We start from the raw sequence: 15487 nt of genomic DNA, 5'->3' as shown, positions 1-15487 counted from the left end.
CTTTAATAAGCCGCTTGCAGCGTTCCTTTCCAGATGGAAAGCTGAGGGCTGATGCTGTGAAGATATTCAACGCTGGTCGGTGTATCCTTTCCGACCCAGACACCCATTGTATACGTATCAGTCAGGCCGACAAACCACATATCGTGATAATCATTTGATGTACCGGTTTTACCGCCGATGTAAGGCGCATTGAAATATGCTTTTTTCCCTGTTCCGCTTTTCACAACGGAAGACATCAGTTTTTTCAGCTGCATGTTCGTGCGGACGCTGAATATTTGAGTCGCTTTATCATTCCATTTATAAAGCGTTTTTCCTTTAAGGTCTGTCACCTTTGTAATCGCATGGCTCGGCGTATAGCTTCCGCTGTTGCCGAATGTCGTATAAGCCTTTGTCATCTCAAGAGGCGTCATGCCGTTTGTAAATCCGCCAAGCGCCGCCGGAAGAAGATAGTCACTGTCGACAAGTTTGGCAAAATGATACGGCTCAATATAACTGAATGCCTTTTGGATGCCGACGCGGTCGAGCATTCTAATAGCCGGGGTATTATATGAATTTTTAAACGCCGTATCAAGCGTCACTGTGCCGTAAGTGCGGTTATTGTAGTTTTGCGGACAGTAGTCTTTGCTGCAAAACTTGCTGGCATCAATGGTGCTGCTTGTTGTCGCGCCGGTCTGTTCAATATAAGGGCCGTAATCAAGAAGCGGCTTAATGGATGAACCCGGCTGCCTGTACGCCTGGTAGGCGCGGTTAAAGTCATATTTTTGATAGTTTTTCCCGCCGGATAGAGCGATGATTTGATGCGTCTGGTGATTAATCACAGCCGCTCCGCCCTGTACGTCCGCATACGGGAGCTTGGAATTCATTTGTGCCACAACTTGATTTTGCATGTACGGATCAAGTGCAGTATAAATTTTCACTCCGTCTTTCATCAGCGTGCTGACTCTTGCGGACAGCTCGTTCTCGATCTTTTCTTTTTGTTTTCCTGATGCTTTTTGAAGGCGTTTATCAAAGCCTTCTGATTCAGACACCAGCTGAGTGAATTCATCATTGACGTAGGAAACGTAGTCAGGATATTTGTCTTCTCTTTTTTCAACATCCAGTTTGATTTTTTGTTTTACGGCTTTTTTCAGCTCTTTGTCCGTAATGACCCCGGCATCTTTTAGCCCTTTAAGCAAACGTTCTTGACGGCTTTTCGTGTAGTCAAAATGCTTGAGAGGATCATATAATGTAGGGTTATTAGGTATAGCACAGATAAAAGCCATTTCTCCCACTGTGAGAGATTTCAGCGGTTTGCTGAAATAGAATTGAGCTGCTGAACCGACGCCATAAACACCATTGTTAAAATAAATGGTATTTAAGTAAGCTTCAAGAATTTCATTTTTCGTATATTTTTTCTCCAGCTGATAGGAATACGCGAGCTCTGTCAGCTTGCGGCTGAAGGAGCGTTCGTGGCTCAAATATAAGTTTCTTGAAAGCTGCTGTGTGATGGTGCTGGCACCCTGGTCAATTTTCTTGTCTTTTACGTTAGAAGCAGTAGCCCGCACCATTCCCATAAAGTCAAAGCCTTTATGCTCGTAAAAATGGCGGTCCTCAGATGTTAAGAAAATCTGTTTGACTTCCTCGGGAATCTTGTTAAATGGAACGAGCACACGGTTTTCGTGGTCGCTGACGATTTCCGAGACAAGGGAGCCGTCCCTGTCATACATGTAGCTGTTCTGAACAAGGCTGATATCTTTCAGATTAATATTTTTATCAAGCACCTGATCCAGGGACTTCATTTGTTTTACTTCTTTTCCGGAAGCGATAACTGTAAATGCAAACAATGGGATTATGCAAAGGAGCAAAATCCATCCGATTATTTTTCGTAACATGGTCACTCTCTTTTCTCCTAAATTCTAGCCATATCGTACCATTCTTTTGAGATTACGAGAAGGTTAAATTTAGAAGATTCCTCAGTTTTTTCTCGGAATCAGCTTGCTTTGGCATAAGAATCTTTCCGAAGTTTCTGCATGATCCAAAGCATGCAGGCGCCGGCGAAAAAGAGAAACGCCGTGACGTAAAAGGTGGCCGAAATGGTAAAGTGGCTCGATATGATTCCGCCGAGCAGAGGCCCGAGCACGTTTCCTAAAAAGCGAAAGCTGACATTGTAGCCGAGAACTTCACCTTGAATGCTGCCGGGAGCCTGAACGCGGATCGCTGCCGTAATGCATGGCAGCAAACCGCCCATCGCCATTCCGAATAAAAATCTGAAAACAAGGAGCACGCTGAGTGAGGACGCGAGCGCCTGCGGAATAAAAAAGAAAGAGGCGGCGAGCAAAAGTCCGATTAAAATGCGGCGGTGGCCGTAGCGGTCGCCCAGATCACCCCATTTTCTAGCCAGCAGCAAACTTCCGAGCCCCGTTGCTGAAAATGCCATGCCGGAGAAAAAGGCAAGATTGACAGGTCCGTGCAGCTCATTTACATATAAAGCGAGCAGGGGCTGGATACTGAAATTGCCTGTTTGAATCAGCATGGTTAACAGCATCATGACCCACAGCGCCGGCTGGTGAAAAATATAGGAGAGCACTTCTTTTCTCGAGTAAGACGTACGTTTGGCTGTTTTCTCTGCAAGAGGCTTTTCTTTGACACCAAATAACACGAGAAGAACAGACGAGAAAATCACAAAGGATGTGATAAAAAAGGTATACGTAAAGCCGAAACGATCAGCAAGCATGCCTCCCAAAAGCGGGCCGAACAAGCTTCCGGACACTTGCCCCATTTGCAGCGTGCCAAGCGTTTTGCCGGCTGAGCTCTTCGGAGTCTGTGCCGAAATCATCGCAAGAGATGTTGGGATGAATCCGGTTACAAGACCCATTGCCATACGCAGAAAAAACAATTGGTACACCGATGTAACAAAGCCCATGAAGAAAATGCTGAGGGCAATGCCTGTTCCGGTTGCCATAAGGATTTTCTTATATCCGCGTTTGTCTCCGAACCGTCCCCAAAACGGGGATACCAAAAACGCCATGAGAAATGTAATGCCGAACACATAGCCGCTCCACCTTTGCACAAAGCCGTTTGAAAAAGAGCTGAGCGTCTCAATGTATAAGGAGAGAAAAGGAACGATCATCGTTGTGCTAGCGGAGACAAAAAAGTTCGCCAGCCACACAATGACAAAGTTTTTCTTACGGATAGATATAACATCACCTTCTTATTATTTCGGGTTCCTTACTAATTATAAAGAAACGATTCACAATTTAAAAGAAACGAAGCGGCTGGGAAAATTCATTATTTTTAGAAAATGAAGAAATGTCGAGAAGGGGAATTGATATACTATAAAGATAGCATTTTCTGATCGGAGGAAAGGCAGGTGTAAAAAGGTGACGACAAACAGCTTACTCATTATTGATTTCGAATTTACAATGCCTGATGGAAAGTACAGTCCTCAAAACTTCTTCCCGGAAATCATTGAAGCCGGAATTGTAAAGTCGATTGATGATGAAGTGGTTGAGACGTTTTCTAGCTATGTTAGACCGAAAAAGTTCCCGAAGCTTACGAAACGATGCAAATCATTTTTAAAAATAACCCAAAAACAGGTAGACGAAGGAATGAGATTCGAGGATTTCATCCGTAAACTAAACGAGCTGGATCCTGAGAAAAACAGCACAATTATTACGTGGGGAAACATGGATATGAAAGTGCTGAAGCAAAACTGTATGTTTAACCATATCCCTTTCCCGTTTAAGGGAGAAATGAGAGATTTATCGCTTGAATACAAAAACTTTTTTGGAGACCGGACATTGACGGGTTTATGGAAAGCTGCCGAAGAGTATGGAGATTCCGGAACCGGCACCCATCATAAAGCGCTTGATGATGCTCTTACAGCATATAAACTTTTTAAGCTTGTTGAGCAGGATAAGCAGTATCTCGAAAAGCCAAAACCGCCCACAATCGGCGAGAGAATCGATTTAACCGAACTGTTGAAGCGCGCGACGTAAAAAACCCAATCTTTTGTCAGACTGGGTTATGGCAGGTTAAAATATTCTTTTTCTAAAATGTCCAGATTATGAAGGGAGCGTTTTGCCCACTCCGAACCATCCTCATCCAATTTGGCTCTCAGCTGTGCTGTCGCCTCCCGCAGAGATTCGGTATAATCCGGCACTTCACCGTCATAAGGCTTCACCATATGGTAGGGGATATTGGTCTGTTCACCATGTGCGAGCGCTTTTCTCTCATGAAAAAATGGCACATCCGCCTGTTTTGGATGATGAAGGTCTCCTTGAGCGGGATGGGTAAGAACCGCTTTCACTTTCACTAAATAATGCTGCGGCCTGCAAGCCGTGATTTCTCCTATGTATACACCTGTTTTGTAAAATCCTTTAACGATAGAGCCTGTTTCAAACGTGCTCATCTGTCATCACCTCGCATTTATTCTATTAAAGTTCCAATCGATTTGCTAGTGAGGAAGATCAGCGGGAAGCTTAATGGTCACCGTAGTGCCTTTTTGGAAGCTGCTGTTAAATGAAATGGTCCCGTGATGATGTTCAATAATGGAAAAGGTTACGGTGAGGCCGAGTCCCGTTCCGTTCGTTTTTAAGGAATAATAAGGTTCGCCGAGTTTTTGCATTTGATGGTCTGTCATCCCGACCCCATTGTCTGTGATGTTGATCATGATCGTATGGCCGTTTCTTTTGGCTGATATGTGGATCATCCCCTTACCGTGAGGAACCGCTTCAATACTGTTTTTCATCAGGTTGATGACAGCCTGCTTCAGCTTTGTTGCGTCTCCGTATATCAAAAGGTCCGGTTCTGTTTCAGCCTCGACGGTTACTGACTTGTAATTGGCGTACGACACCATAAGGGAGCTTGTCTCTTTGATAAGGGCAGATAGGTCAAAAACCTCTTTTTCGTATAATTGCTGTTTGGCCATATCGAGATAGTTTGTAATAATGCCTTGCGCCCGGTCAAGCTCTGACAGTACAAGCTTTTTGTAATCTGCACTCGACTTGTTTTGTAAGGTTTCATCATTAAAAAGCAGCTGGACAAACCCGCGGACAACTGTCAGCGGATTCCTGACCTCATGAGCGACGCTCGCTGCCAGTTCACTCACAATCGTCATTTTTTCAGAATGGATAAGCTGTGAGCGCAGGGCGATATTTTCGGCGATGCTTTCGATAATATAGATGCTTAATAGAAGAACACTGGAGCGGAAAAGCCCTGAGACTGCCGCCTCGTAAACGAAAATTCCTGATTTTTGAAAATTTAAAATATTCAAGGCGGAAAGAATCCAGCTTGAGGCGAAAAATAGGAAAATCTCCACGCAGCTGATCAATAAAGACAGCAGCAGTTTTTTCGTTTTGGACATGAATGGCCATTTTTTCTGAAATAAGATTGGGATAATGATAAGAAAAGGCAGCAAAGTGAAAACAAACATTGCGGAAGGTTCGTAAAAAAGCAGTTCAAAACATAGGACAGATGCGGCGACTGTAAGTCCGGAAGCGGTACTAATGTAAAATAAACAAATGATAACGGGAATCATCTGAAGGCCGTATTGTATGTAGTCCATTTCATGAATCGGGAAAATAATGCATAAAACGGAGGCGCCGCAGGCGAAGAGCGTGACCAAACCGCTGTTTATTTTTGGCACAAGAATCGCAGGTTTTCCAAGCCAAAACACTTGGTAAAGAAGAATAGGAAACAAAATAAAGCAGATGTGCAGAAGATAGTCTTTTAGAATTTCCATTCGTGTGAAATCCTTTCGTATAAAATATGAATCTATTATAACACTAAATATTAGAAGTAAAATATAAAATTCCTTTATTAAGAACGCCTTTACAAATGAAGACGTAAAGGCGTTTAACAGCTATATTTACGATAATGCGGCTTTGATGCGGCGCAGGCCGTCCTGCAGGGTTGCAAGAGAGCATCCCGCGTTCAGGCGCATAAATCCTTCTCCGCCAGGCCCGTATTTCGTCCCGGGCTCTAAAATAACTTTTCCTTTTTTTAGCATTCTTTGCTGAAGCTCTGCATCGGACAAGCCGTAAGCGCTGAAGTCGAGCCAAATCAAGTATGATGCATCCGGCTTCATCATTTTGACCTTTGGCAGCTCGGTGCTCAAAAAGGCTTCCGCTTCGTTCATGTTTTTCTCAATGTAAGTGATCAATTCATCAAGCCACGGTCCCCCTTTTGAATACGCGGCTTCGATTGCAGTGACGGCAAATGCGTTCAGTCCGCCTAAACCATTTCGCTGAAGGCTTGCGGAAAACTTGGCGCGCTTCAGGCGATCCGGAATAATGATTGCTGAAGCCTGCAATCCGGCGATATTAAATGTTTTGCTTGGAGCAGCACATGTCACAGAAATATCAGCGAAATCGTCAGAGAGCGAAGCGAACGGCGTGTGTATGTGTCCGTACAGCATTAAATCAGAATGGATTTCATCCGATACAACTGTGACGCCATGCTCAAGGCACAATTCGCCTAGCTTCAGTAAGTCTTCCCGGCCCCATGAACGCCCAGAAGGGTTATGAGGATTGCATAAAATAAACAATGTAACACTTGGGTCACTAAGCTTCGTCTCCAAATCTTCAAAATCCATTGCATATGCGCCGTCTTTTTCTAGCAGCGGATTATGTAAAATGTGCCGGCCGTTTTTCTCCACCATATGGTAAAAAGGCGTATAAACTGGAGGCTGAACAACTACTTGATCGCCCGGCTCCGTAAAAGCTTGTACCGCCATGCTCAAAGCCGTTACAACGCCGGGGCTGAATGTGATGCTTTCCGGATTCACCTTCCAGCCGTGCCTGTTTTGCATCCATCCGCACACAGCATCCCTCGTTTTTTGATCTGGAGTTGTATAACCAAAAATACCGTGGTCAAGACGCTCTTTTAACGCTTCAGTTATCGCTTCTGGCGCGCGAAAATCCATATCCGCCACCCACATCGGGAGTGCGTCTGTCACGCCAAATAATTCGCCTGTTTTGTCCCATTTGACCGATTGGGTGCCAAGGCGTTCTTCTCGTTTATCAAAGTTCATTCTGTTACCCCCTCATGTATGTTTATTCTTCTAAGCTTCACTATGATAAGATAGAACTGCAAATTTTATTATAAGCGGTGATGAATATGGAAGAAAGTCAAGCGGTCAGGGAAATGATTAAGATCATTGCCAAATGGGACCCGTTTAAATATGGAGAAGAGTTTTACGAAACGGAGGCTGTTGATGTCGTGCAGGCAGTCTATGATGAAGACGATCCCGACGTGCTGGCGAAAAGCATTCAGCAAATATTTGAAACTTCTTTTGAACAAACGCTGCCGATCGCCAGCTGCCGGGAAGTGGCTGGCCAGCTTTTATTCATTAAAAACAGCAGCTCCTGCACGCCTTAAAAAAACCGGTTCAGCACCGGTTTTTTTAATTGATAAAATCAGCAATGTGTTCAGAAACAAGTTCAGGCCGTTCTTCAGGCACCAGATGTCCGGTCTGGCCAAGTGAGTACAGCACGGAATTAGGCAAATCTGCGTGCAGCCGTTTACCGATCTCCATTGGGACAATTCGATCCTCCTCGCCCCAAATCAATAGAGCAGGCTTGTTCATTTTCTTCAATTGCTCGGGTTCTAAATCTCCTTCTCTGTGGCGGATAAACCTTGTCATGGCTTTGAAAATCTGCTCGTCCTGAAACGGTCTGCCATAGCCGTCGATCATCTCCTCATCAATCAGCGATTTGTCATGCACCACATTTAATAAATTTTTCATCACGCCTTCTTTCGAGAGCCAGCGTTTGATGTAAAGATGAAAATACGGGATATGGGTCCCGAAAATGATCGTCGGGTGTGAACGTTTTAAATACCCTGAACTGCAAAGCAGCACAACCTTTGAAAAAAGCTCAGGTTTTTGGAGAGCAGCAGACAGCGATATCTGCCCGCCCATAGAATGCCCGACAAGCACAGCCTGTTTCACTTGCAAGTGCTCCAAAATCCCAATGACAAGCTTAGCAAGGTTTTGATAGGTATAGATAAACGTTCTTGATTTTTCAGATTGGCCGAAAGGAGGCAAATCAAGCGCGATGATGTCGTACTTGTCCCGAAGGAGAGGAATTACTTTTCTGAAGCTGAATGCAGATGATAAAAAACCGTGTACGCAGACCAGCGTTTGCCTGCCGGGATTTTGATAATGTTCGTAGTATACATTGACTCCATCGACCATAAACCGCCTTATTGGTGAAACCGCCTCCATTCTGTGTCACTCCCTTTTTTTGATGGTTGTATTATGCCCTGAAATTGTAAATTCTAGCGGAAGTTTCTCCTCGTTTTTTCTTAGCATTCGTCAAAAAACGTGATATAATGTCATGAGATTTCTTGACATTGCAAAGGTGTGAATCAAATGAAATTGACAGAAAAAGAAACAGAAATATTAGAAATTTTAGACGAAAACAGCCGCGCCGATTTAGAAACAATCGCAAAGATGGCGGGCATCCCTGTAAATGAAGTAAAAACAATTATTGACAAACTGGAGAAAGAAAAGGTTATTATCGATTATTCCGCTATGATTGATTGGCGAAAAGTAGACGGACATGAGGGCGTTACGGCCATGATCGACGTCAAAGTAACGCCGAAGCGGGGCGTCGGTTTTGATGAAGTGGCGGAACGGATTTACCGATTCCAAGAGGTTGAATCAGTTTACCTGATGTCAGGCGTATACGATTTGTCTGTCGTGATTCGCGGCAATTCGATGTCTGACGTAGCGCGTTTTGTTTCGGATAAACTGTCAACGCTTGATTCAGTTGTATCTACGACAACCCATTTTATCCTGAAAAAATACAAGCATGACGGCAAAGTGTTTGAAACAGGAGACGACGACAAAAGAATCGTGGTGTCACCGTAAATGACTTCGTATTTATCAGACTATGTACAACAAATAAAACCATCCGGCATCCGCAAATTCTTTGATTTGGCGGCAACGATGGAAGGCGTCATTTCTTTAGGCGTCGGCGAGCCTGATTTTGTTACCGCGTGGAATGTCCGCGAAGCAAGCATTCTCTCTCTTGAACAAGGATATACGTCATACACGGCCAATGCAGGTTTATACTCATTGCGGGAGGAAATCAGCCGTTATTTGAGCAACAGGTTTGATCTTAGCTACTCGCCAGATAATGAGCTGATTGTGACAGTGGGGGCAAGTCAGGCTTTGGATATTGCGATCCGCGCCATTGTGAATCCAGGTGAGGAAGTCATCATTCCTGAGCCGTGTTTTGTGGCGTATGATGCGCTTGTTTCTTTGGCAGGCGGTATCCCGGTTCACGTTCATACAACGGCAGACAAAGGATTTAAAGCAACGGCTGCTGATTTTGAAGCGGCAGTCACTGAAAAAACAAAGGCCATTCTCATCTGCTCACCATCGAATCCGACAGGTTCGGTTTATTCGAAGGAAGAGCTGAATGAGATTGCTGAGTTTGCCAAAAAACATGATGTCATCGTCTTAGCCGACGAGATCTACGCGGAGCTGACATATGATGAGGAATTTACAAGTATAGCGGCATTACCGGGAATGAAGGAACGGACGGTAGTCATCTCAGGCTTTTCAAAAGCATTTGCAATGACGGGCTGGAGGCTCGGTTTTGCCGCGGCACCATCCTTGCTTCGGGATGCCATGCTTAAAATTCATCAATATGCGATGATGTGTGCGCCCGCAATGGCGCAGTTTGCCGCCCTTGAAGGCCTGAAGAACGGCATGGAAGACGTAGAAAAAATGAAAAAAAGCTATCGAAGAAGACGGAATCTGTTTGTAGAATCGCTCAATGAAATCGGTCTCAGCTGTCATCATCCGGGCGGCGCTTTCTATGCTTTTCCATCTATTAAAAGCACGGGAATGAGTTCAGAACAGTTTGCCGAGGAGCTACTGACGCAGGAAAAAGTGGCAGTTGTTCCTGGAAGTGTGTTTGGTCCGAGCGGTGAGGGATATATCCGTTGTTCATACGCAACCTCGATTGAACAGCTTCAAGAAGCGTTAGTCAGAATGAAACGCTTCCTGCACAAAACAACATAAAAAAAGATACGAACCTTTTGTTCGCATCCAATAAAAGGGGGGAATACTAGAAAGCCTTTGGTATTTTCAGTTTACCCCCTTTTTGCTGTGTATAAACCTGATTTTTTATAAAAAGTTTTCTTTGCGGAAATAAGACATGTGTGATATAATTTTAAATTGCGTATAAACAGATATTTAATTTAACTTAGGAGTTGTTATGAATGGCAGCAAAATTTGAAGTGGGCAGTGTTTACACTGGTAAAGTTACAGGATTACAAGCGTATGGTGCGTTTGTTGCATTAGATGAAGAAACTCAAGGTTTAGTACACATTTCTGAAGTGACTCATGGTTTCGTAAAAGATATCAACGAGCACCTTTCAGTTGGCGACGAAGTACAAGTAAAAGTACTTGCTGTTGATGAAGAAAAAGGCAAAATCAGCCTTTCAATTCGTGCGACACAAGCTGCGCCTGAGAAAAAAGAAAGCAAACCAAGAAAACCTAAAGCTGCTCAAGTAAGCGAAGAAGCTTCTACACCACAAGGTTTCAACACATTAAAAGATAAGCTTGAAGAGTGGATCGAAATGTCCAACCGCAAAGACCTTATCAAAAAATAAGCATGAAAAAAGCACCGGACAGGAATGTTCGGTGCTTTTGATTTCATGCAAAATCCTATTTCAGCGTGATTGATATCCTATCGCATTTCAGGATTTGCTGCTTCTTCACGTGATCTTTCCTCGTTTGGCTTAAATAGCAGACCGAGGTTGATTAAGCCGGCGATTCCGACAAGTCCGTAAATGATTCGGGAAAGAGCTGACCCTTGGCCGCCGAAGATAGCCGCTACTAAGTCAAATTGGAAAAATCCGATCAGTCCCCAGTTAATGGCGCCAATGATGGTTAATACAAGACAAATTCTTTGAATGGTACTCATGTTTTGCAACCTCCTCCATGAATTATTAAAACAGTTATAGATTGTGACATATTGGAGAATCTATACATGCATTCTCCATATGAGGGAAGCTGGCCTGCCCTCGCTTATATCAGCTTCTTTCCCAGCGACATGCAAAATAAAACCATCTGGTATGCTGACCGGTGAGAGCTGATTGCTTTACATGTGGTGAGGACATTCTGCATAATAAAAAATCTAAGGAGGAGATGTCATGCAAAACTTTACATACTGGAATCCGACCAAATTAATTTTCGGGCGCGGCGAAGTGGAAAGACTTCCAGAGGAACTCAAACCTTACGGAAAAAACGTATTGCTTGTGTACGGAGGCGGCAGCATTAAACGCAGCGGCCTGTATGATCAAGTGATTGACCAGCTGAATAAAGCCGGAGCGACCGTGCATGAATTAGCAGGTGTGGAACCGAATCCTCGTGTGTCGACTGTTAATAAAGGTGTTGCCATCTGTAAAGAACAAAACATTGATTTCTTGCTGGCTGTCGGAGGCGGAAGCGTAATCGACTGTACAAAAGCGATTGCCGCAGGAGCGAAGTATGATGGTGATGCGTGGGATATCGTTACGAAAAAGCATCAGCCAAAAGATGCTTTGCCATTCGGAACGGTATTGACTCTCGCTGCAACTGGTTCAGAAATGAACTCAGGATCTGTTATTACAAACTGGGAAACAAAAGAAAAATACGGCTGGGGCAGCCCGCTCGTATTCCCTAAATTCTCGATTCTTGATCCGGTGAATACATTCACCGTACCTAAAAACCACACGATCTACGGGATGGTTGACATGATGAGCCACGTATTCGAACAATACTTCCATCATGTATCAAACACGCCGTATCAGGACCGCATGTGTGAATCACTTTTGCGTACAGTCATTGAAACAGCGCCTAAGCTGATCAATGATCTCGAAAATTACGAATTGCGTGAGACGATCCTGTACACAGGAACAATCGCATTAAACGGCATGCTTTCTATGGGGGCAAGAGGGGATTGGGCTACTCATAATATTGAACATGCAGTATCAGCCGTTTATGATATTCCGCATGCCGGCGGACTGGCAATTTTGTTCCCGAACTGGATGAGACACACATTGTCTGAAAACCCTGCCCGCATGAAACAGCTTGCAGTTCGCGTGTTTGATGTTGAAGAAGCAGGTAAAACGGATGAAGAAATTGCCCTTGAAGGTATCGATAAGCTGTCCGCATTCTGGACAAGCCTTGGCGCTCCGAACCGTCTTGCTGATTATGATATTAATGATGAGCAGCTTGACACAATTGCTGACAAGGCAATGGCTAACGGTACATTCGGCCAATTTAAATCACTCAACAAAGAAGATGTGCTGTCAATTTTGAAAGCATCTCTATAAAAAAAGGGGAAATAGCCGTTTGGCTGCTTCCCTTTTTCTTTTTGTCAACTTATGTTACAATGGAAAATCTGTTTTTTACCAGCATCATTTGGAGGTTTTACTATGGAAAATTTCACTTATTATAATCCGACAAAGCTGATTTTTGGAAAAGGTCAGCTTGAACAATTAAGAAAAGAATTCAAACGATACGGCAAGAATGTACTGCTTGTTTACGGGGGCGGCAGCATTAAACGCAACGGCCTTTATGATCAAGTCACAGGCATTTTAAAAGAAGAGGGCGCTGTTGTTCATGAGCTGTCAGGTGTAGAGCCGAACCCGCGTCTTGCAACAGTGGAAAAAGGCATAGGCCTTTGCAGAGAGCATAACATTGATTTTCTGCTTGCTGTCGGCGGAGGCAGTGTGATTGACTGTACAAAGGCAATTGCAGCTGGCGTCAAATACGATGGCGACGCTTGGGATATTTTCAGCAAAAAAGTAACAGCGGAGGATGCGCTGCCGTTTGGCACTGTTTTAACGCTTGCTGCGACAGGCTCTGAAATGAACCCTGATTCCGTGATTACAAACTGGGAAACAAACGAGAAATTTGTATGGGGCAGCAATGTGACTCATCCGCGTTTCTCTATTTTAGACCCTGAAAATACGTTCACCGTTCCAGAAAATCAAACAGTATACGGCATGGTTGACATGATGAGCCACGTATTCGAACAATACTTCCATAATGTTGAAAACACGCCGCTTCAGGATAGAATGTGCTTTGCTGTTTTGCAGACGGTCATCGAAACAGCTCCTAAGCTTCTTGAAGATCTGGAAAACTACGAGCTTCGTGAAACGATTTTGTATGCTGGTACAATCGCATTAAACGGCACGCTCCAAATGGGCTACTTTGGTGACTGGGCTTCTCATACAATGGAACACGCTGTTTCAGCTGTATATGATATTCCGCACGCGGGCGGTTTGGCGATACTGTTCCCAAACTGGATGAGATACACGCTTGATACAAATGTAGGCCGTTTTAAAAACCTTATGCTCAACATGTTTGACATTGATACTGAAGGCAAAACAGATAAAGAAATTGCGCTTGAAGGAATCGATAAACTGTCTGCGTTCTGGACAAGCCTCGGTGCACCTTCCCGTCTTGCTGATTACAATATTGGAGAAGAAAAGCTTGAGCTGATTGCTGATATCGCAGCCAAGGAAATGGAACACGGCGGCTTCGGCAACTTCCAAAAATTGAACAAAGATGACGTGCTTGCCATCCTTCGCGCGTCTCTATAAACTCAAAGGGCGGAATCCAGTCATTCCGCCCTTTCTTCTTGACTTGATTTCACAGATAAGTTCATATAAAGTGAAAGATGAAAACATTATACCGTTATGGAGGGACAAGCAATGACGCATGTACGCTTTGACTACTCAAAAGCGTTGACTTTCTTCAACGAACATGAACTTACATATCTGCGGGACTTTGTAAAAACAGCACACCATAATATCCATGAAAAAACAGGCGCGGGCAGCGATTTTCTAGGCTGGGTGGACCTCCCTGAACATTATGATAAAGAAGAATTCGCGCGCATCAAAAAAAGCGCGGAAAAAATCAAATCTGACTCTGATGTCTTGCTTGTTGTCGGCATCGGCGGTTCTTATCTAGGAGCGCGGGCAGCGATTGAAGCGCTGAATCACGCGTTTTATAACACTTTGCCAAAAGCAAAACGCGGCAATCCGCAAGTCATTTTTATCGGGAACAACATCAGTTCATCTTATATGAGAGACGTCATGGATCTTCTTGAAGATGTTGACTTCTCTATTAATGTGATTTCTAAATCAGGTACGACAACTGAACCTGCAATCGCTTTCCGTATTTTCCGCAAGCTTCTTGAAGAGAAATACGGTAAAGAAGAAGCGAAAGCGCGGATTTATGCAACAACTGATAAAGAGCGCGGCGCATTAAAAACGCTTTCTAACGAAGAAGGCTTCGAATCATTTGTTATTCCTGACGATGTCGGCGGCCGTTATTCAGTTTTAACAGCTGTAGGTCTCTTGCCGATTGCTGTCAGCGGCGTCAACATTGATGACATGATGAAAGGCGCCCTGGATGCGAGCAAAGATTTTGCAACATCTGAACTGGAAGATAACCCAGCATACCAATATGCGGTTGTTCGCAATGTCCTTTATAATAAGGGCAAAACAATTGAAATGCTCATCAACTACGAACCGGCGCTTCAATACTTTGCGGAATGGTGGAAGCAGCTGTTCGGAGAAAGCGAAGGGAAAGATGAGAAGGGCATTTATCCTTCTTCAGCGAACTATTCAACAGATCTTCATTCTTTAGGCCAGTATGTACAAGAAGGCCGCAGAGATTTATTCGAAACGGTCCTGAACGTAGAGAAACCTAAACATGAACTGACAATTGAGGAAGCGGATAACGATCTTGACGGCTTGAACTATTTAGCCGGTAAAACTGTTGATTTCGTTAACAAAAAAGCATTCCAAGGTACAATGCTTGCCCATACAGACGGAAATGTTCCGAACTTAATCGTTAACATTCCTGAGCTGAATGCATATACTTTTGGATACCTTGTATATTTCTTCGAAAAAGCCTGCGCGATGAGCGGTTACCTCCTTGGCGTCAATCCGTTTGACCAGCCTGGTGTAGAAGCGTATAAAGTCAATATGTTTGCGTTACTCGGCAAACCTGGCTTTGAAGAGAAAAAAGCAGAGCTTGAAAAACGTCTGGAAGATTAATGTGAGAAAGCTGACTGGCATTTGCCGGTCGGCTTTTTATAAAATCAGAAAGGTGCTGATGTTCATGAAACAATTGGTTAAACATCTCATCATTGCCGGTTTTTCTGCAGCTATTTTAAGTTTCCTTATCTCCTTTGATGCCGTGTATACAGAGTTTTCTTCAAGCTTTGGCGGCACGCTTTCACATTTTTTCATCCACGCCTTTCTTCTCATTGGTTTGCCGCTTGCCCTTTTTACCGATGCGGTACATCGGATTTTGCATTTAAAACGAACCCATACTCTTTTCACTAAATTAGGACTCTATGCAACGGTTGTTTATGTGTCTTGGGATTCAGCTGTATGGCTTGCAGCGGCAATGGCTGTTTACTTATTAATTGAATGCGCTTTCTTTTCTGTTGGCCGCGCGAAAGAAACAACGATTTCCATGTAGGCG

The 15487-nt window shown here is 44.0% G+C and carries 17 protein-coding genes; 10 read left to right on the top strand and 7 right to left on the bottom strand.

Annotated elements, in window-relative coordinates; translation table 11 throughout:
* Positions 1–2: 2 nt before the first annotated feature.
* Both MKX71_RS16195 and MKX71_RS16190 read right to left on the bottom strand, forming a co-directional pair.
* On the bottom strand, positions 3–1877 hold the full coding sequence (locus MKX71_RS16195) for a transglycosylase domain-containing protein (protein WP_072175137.1): 1875 nt from the start codon (positions 1875–1877) through the stop codon (positions 3–5).
* A gap of 92 nt (positions 1878–1969) precedes the next feature.
* Positions 1970–3148, bottom strand: coding sequence for a multidrug efflux MFS transporter (locus MKX71_RS16190; RefSeq protein WP_072173680.1), 1179 nt, complete (start codon positions 3146–3148; stop codon positions 1970–1972).
* Between MKX71_RS16190 and MKX71_RS16185 the strand changes: the two genes are divergently transcribed.
* Together MKX71_RS16185 and kapD are read left to right on the top strand one after the other, a co-directional pair.
* Entirely contained in the window at positions 3081–3284 is a 204-nt protein-coding gene (locus MKX71_RS16185) for a hypothetical protein (RefSeq protein WP_029318498.1), read from the top strand. The genes MKX71_RS16190 and MKX71_RS16185 overlap by 68 nt on opposite strands.
* A gap of 75 nt (positions 3285–3359) precedes the next feature.
* Complete coding sequence (gene kapD, locus MKX71_RS16180; protein ID WP_003228846.1) at positions 3360–3977, top strand: 3'-5' exonuclease KapD; 618 nt, start codon at positions 3360–3362, stop codon at positions 3975–3977.
* Positions 3978–4003: 26 nt separating this feature from the next.
* On the opposite strand, the gene kapB is transcribed toward kapD, so the two are convergent.
* The 3 genes from kapB to patB all read right to left on the bottom strand — a co-directional run bounded on the left by kapB (position 4004) and on the right by patB (position 7012).
* Positions 4004–4390, bottom strand: coding sequence for a kinase-associated lipoprotein KapB (kapB, locus tag MKX71_RS16175; protein WP_339231313.1), 387 nt, complete (start codon positions 4388–4390; stop codon positions 4004–4006).
* 45 nt (positions 4391–4435) lie between these two features.
* Positions 4436–5722: a sporulation sensor histidine kinase KinB gene (gene kinB, locus MKX71_RS16170; RefSeq protein ID WP_277736665.1), complete on the bottom strand. Its 1287-nt coding sequence runs from the start codon at positions 5720–5722 to the stop codon at positions 4436–4438.
* A gap of 126 nt (positions 5723–5848) precedes the next feature.
* Complete coding sequence (patB, locus tag MKX71_RS16165) at positions 5849–7012, bottom strand: cystathionine beta-lyase PatB (protein WP_277736664.1); 1164 nt, start codon at positions 7010–7012, stop codon at positions 5849–5851.
* A gap of 86 nt (positions 7013–7098) precedes the next feature.
* On the opposite strand from patB, the gene MKX71_RS16160 reads away from it, so the two are divergent.
* On the top strand, positions 7099–7359 hold the full coding sequence (locus MKX71_RS16160) for a YugE family protein (protein WP_032722422.1): 261 nt from the start codon (positions 7099–7101) through the stop codon (positions 7357–7359).
* A 25-nt stretch (positions 7360–7384) separates the two neighbouring features.
* On the opposite strand, the gene MKX71_RS16155 is transcribed toward MKX71_RS16160, so the two are convergent.
* A complete protein-coding gene (locus MKX71_RS16155) occupies positions 7385–8206 on the bottom strand; it encodes an alpha/beta hydrolase (protein ID WP_019712492.1) in 822 nt (273 codons plus the stop codon).
* Between the two features lie 147 nt (positions 8207–8353).
* On the opposite strand from MKX71_RS16155, the gene MKX71_RS16150 reads away from it, so the two are divergent.
* The 3 genes from MKX71_RS16150 to yugI all read left to right on the top strand — a co-directional run bounded on the left by MKX71_RS16150 (position 8354) and on the right by yugI (position 10608).
* A complete protein-coding gene (locus MKX71_RS16150; RefSeq protein WP_009968070.1) occupies positions 8354–8854 on the top strand; it encodes an Lrp/AsnC family transcriptional regulator in 501 nt (166 codons plus the stop codon).
* A complete protein-coding gene (locus MKX71_RS16145; RefSeq protein ID WP_003228862.1) occupies positions 8855–10015 on the top strand; it encodes an aminotransferase in 1161 nt (386 codons plus the stop codon).
* A gap of 200 nt (positions 10016–10215) precedes the next feature.
* Positions 10216–10608, top strand: coding sequence for a S1 domain-containing post-transcriptional regulator GSP13 (gene yugI, locus MKX71_RS16140; RefSeq protein WP_003228864.1), 393 nt, complete (start codon positions 10216–10218; stop codon positions 10606–10608).
* A gap of 77 nt (positions 10609–10685) precedes the next feature.
* Here yugI and MKX71_RS16135 read toward each other — a convergent pair whose 3' ends face one another.
* Positions 10686–10922: a DUF378 domain-containing protein gene (locus MKX71_RS16135; protein WP_003220771.1), complete on the bottom strand. Its 237-nt coding sequence runs from the start codon at positions 10920–10922 to the stop codon at positions 10686–10688.
* A gap of 229 nt (positions 10923–11151) precedes the next feature.
* Between MKX71_RS16135 and MKX71_RS16130 the strand changes: the two genes are divergently transcribed.
* The 4 genes from MKX71_RS16130 (at position 11152) to MKX71_RS16115 (ending at position 15484) form a co-directional block, all read left to right on the top strand.
* Positions 11152–12315, top strand: coding sequence for an iron-containing alcohol dehydrogenase (locus MKX71_RS16130; RefSeq protein ID WP_049140572.1), 1164 nt, complete (start codon positions 11152–11154; stop codon positions 12313–12315).
* Between the two features lie 102 nt (positions 12316–12417).
* A complete protein-coding gene (locus MKX71_RS16125; RefSeq protein ID WP_032726782.1) occupies positions 12418–13590 on the top strand; it encodes an iron-containing alcohol dehydrogenase in 1173 nt (390 codons plus the stop codon).
* Positions 13591–13701: 111 nt separating this feature from the next.
* Positions 13702–15054 (top strand): glucose-6-phosphate isomerase, encoded by a 1353-nt coding sequence (locus MKX71_RS16120; RefSeq protein WP_003243401.1) that lies wholly within the window; start codon positions 13702–13704, stop codon positions 15052–15054.
* Between the two features lie 58 nt (positions 15055–15112).
* Positions 15113–15484, top strand: coding sequence for a hypothetical protein (locus MKX71_RS16115; RefSeq protein ID WP_072692815.1), 372 nt, complete (start codon positions 15113–15115; stop codon positions 15482–15484).
* Positions 15485–15487: the final 3 nt, after the last annotated feature.

It is taken from the genome of Bacillus sp. FSL M8-0071 (assembly GCF_037975455.1).
GTDB classification, from domain to species: domain Bacteria; phylum Bacillota; class Bacilli; order Bacillales; family Bacillaceae; genus Bacillus; species Bacillus subtilis.
This window is presented reverse-complemented; position numbering and strand designations above follow the sequence as displayed.

Excerpts from the sequence above, each read along its gene's own strand:
- kapB (WP_339231313.1), bottom strand. The coding sequence starts at position 4,390 with ATGAGCACGTTTGAAACAGGCTCTATCGTTAAAGGATTTTACAAAACA.
- MKX71_RS16155 (WP_019712492.1), bottom strand. The coding sequence starts at position 8,206 with ATGGAGGCGGTTTCACCAATAAGGCGGTTTATGGTCGATGGAGTCAAT.
- MKX71_RS16150 (WP_009968070.1), top strand. The coding sequence starts at position 8,354 with ATGAAATTGACAGAAAAAGAAACAGAAATATTAGAAATTTTAGACGAA.
- MKX71_RS16135 (WP_003220771.1), bottom strand. The coding sequence starts at position 10,922 with ATGAGTACCATTCAAAGAATTTGTCTTGTATTAACCATCATTGGCGCC.
- MKX71_RS16160 (WP_032722422.1), top strand. The coding sequence starts at position 7,099 with ATGGAAGAAAGTCAAGCGGTCAGGGAAATGATTAAGATCATTGCCAAA.
- MKX71_RS16125 (WP_032726782.1), top strand. The coding sequence starts at position 12,418 with ATGGAAAATTTCACTTATTATAATCCGACAAAGCTGATTTTTGGAAAA.
- MKX71_RS16185 (WP_029318498.1), top strand. The coding sequence starts at position 3,081 with ATGTATAAGGAGAGAAAAGGAACGATCATCGTTGTGCTAGCGGAGACA.
- MKX71_RS16130 (WP_049140572.1), top strand. The coding sequence starts at position 11,152 with ATGCAAAACTTTACATACTGGAATCCGACCAAATTAATTTTCGGGCGC.
- MKX71_RS16120 (WP_003243401.1), top strand. The coding sequence starts at position 13,702 with ATGACGCATGTACGCTTTGACTACTCAAAAGCGTTGACTTTCTTCAAC.
- yugI (WP_003228864.1), top strand. The coding sequence starts at position 10,216 with ATGGCAGCAAAATTTGAAGTGGGCAGTGTTTACACTGGTAAAGTTACA.
- MKX71_RS16115 (WP_072692815.1), top strand. The coding sequence starts at position 15,113 with ATGTTCATGAAACAATTGGTTAAACATCTCATCATTGCCGGTTTTTCT.
- MKX71_RS16145 (WP_003228862.1), top strand. The coding sequence starts at position 8,855 with ATGACTTCGTATTTATCAGACTATGTACAACAAATAAAACCATCCGGC.
- patB (WP_277736664.1), bottom strand. The coding sequence starts at position 7,012 with ATGAACTTTGATAAACGAGAAGAACGCCTTGGCACCCAATCGGTCAAA.
- kinB (WP_277736665.1), bottom strand. The coding sequence starts at position 5,722 with ATGGAAATTCTAAAAGACTATCTTCTGCACATCTGCTTTATTTTGTTT.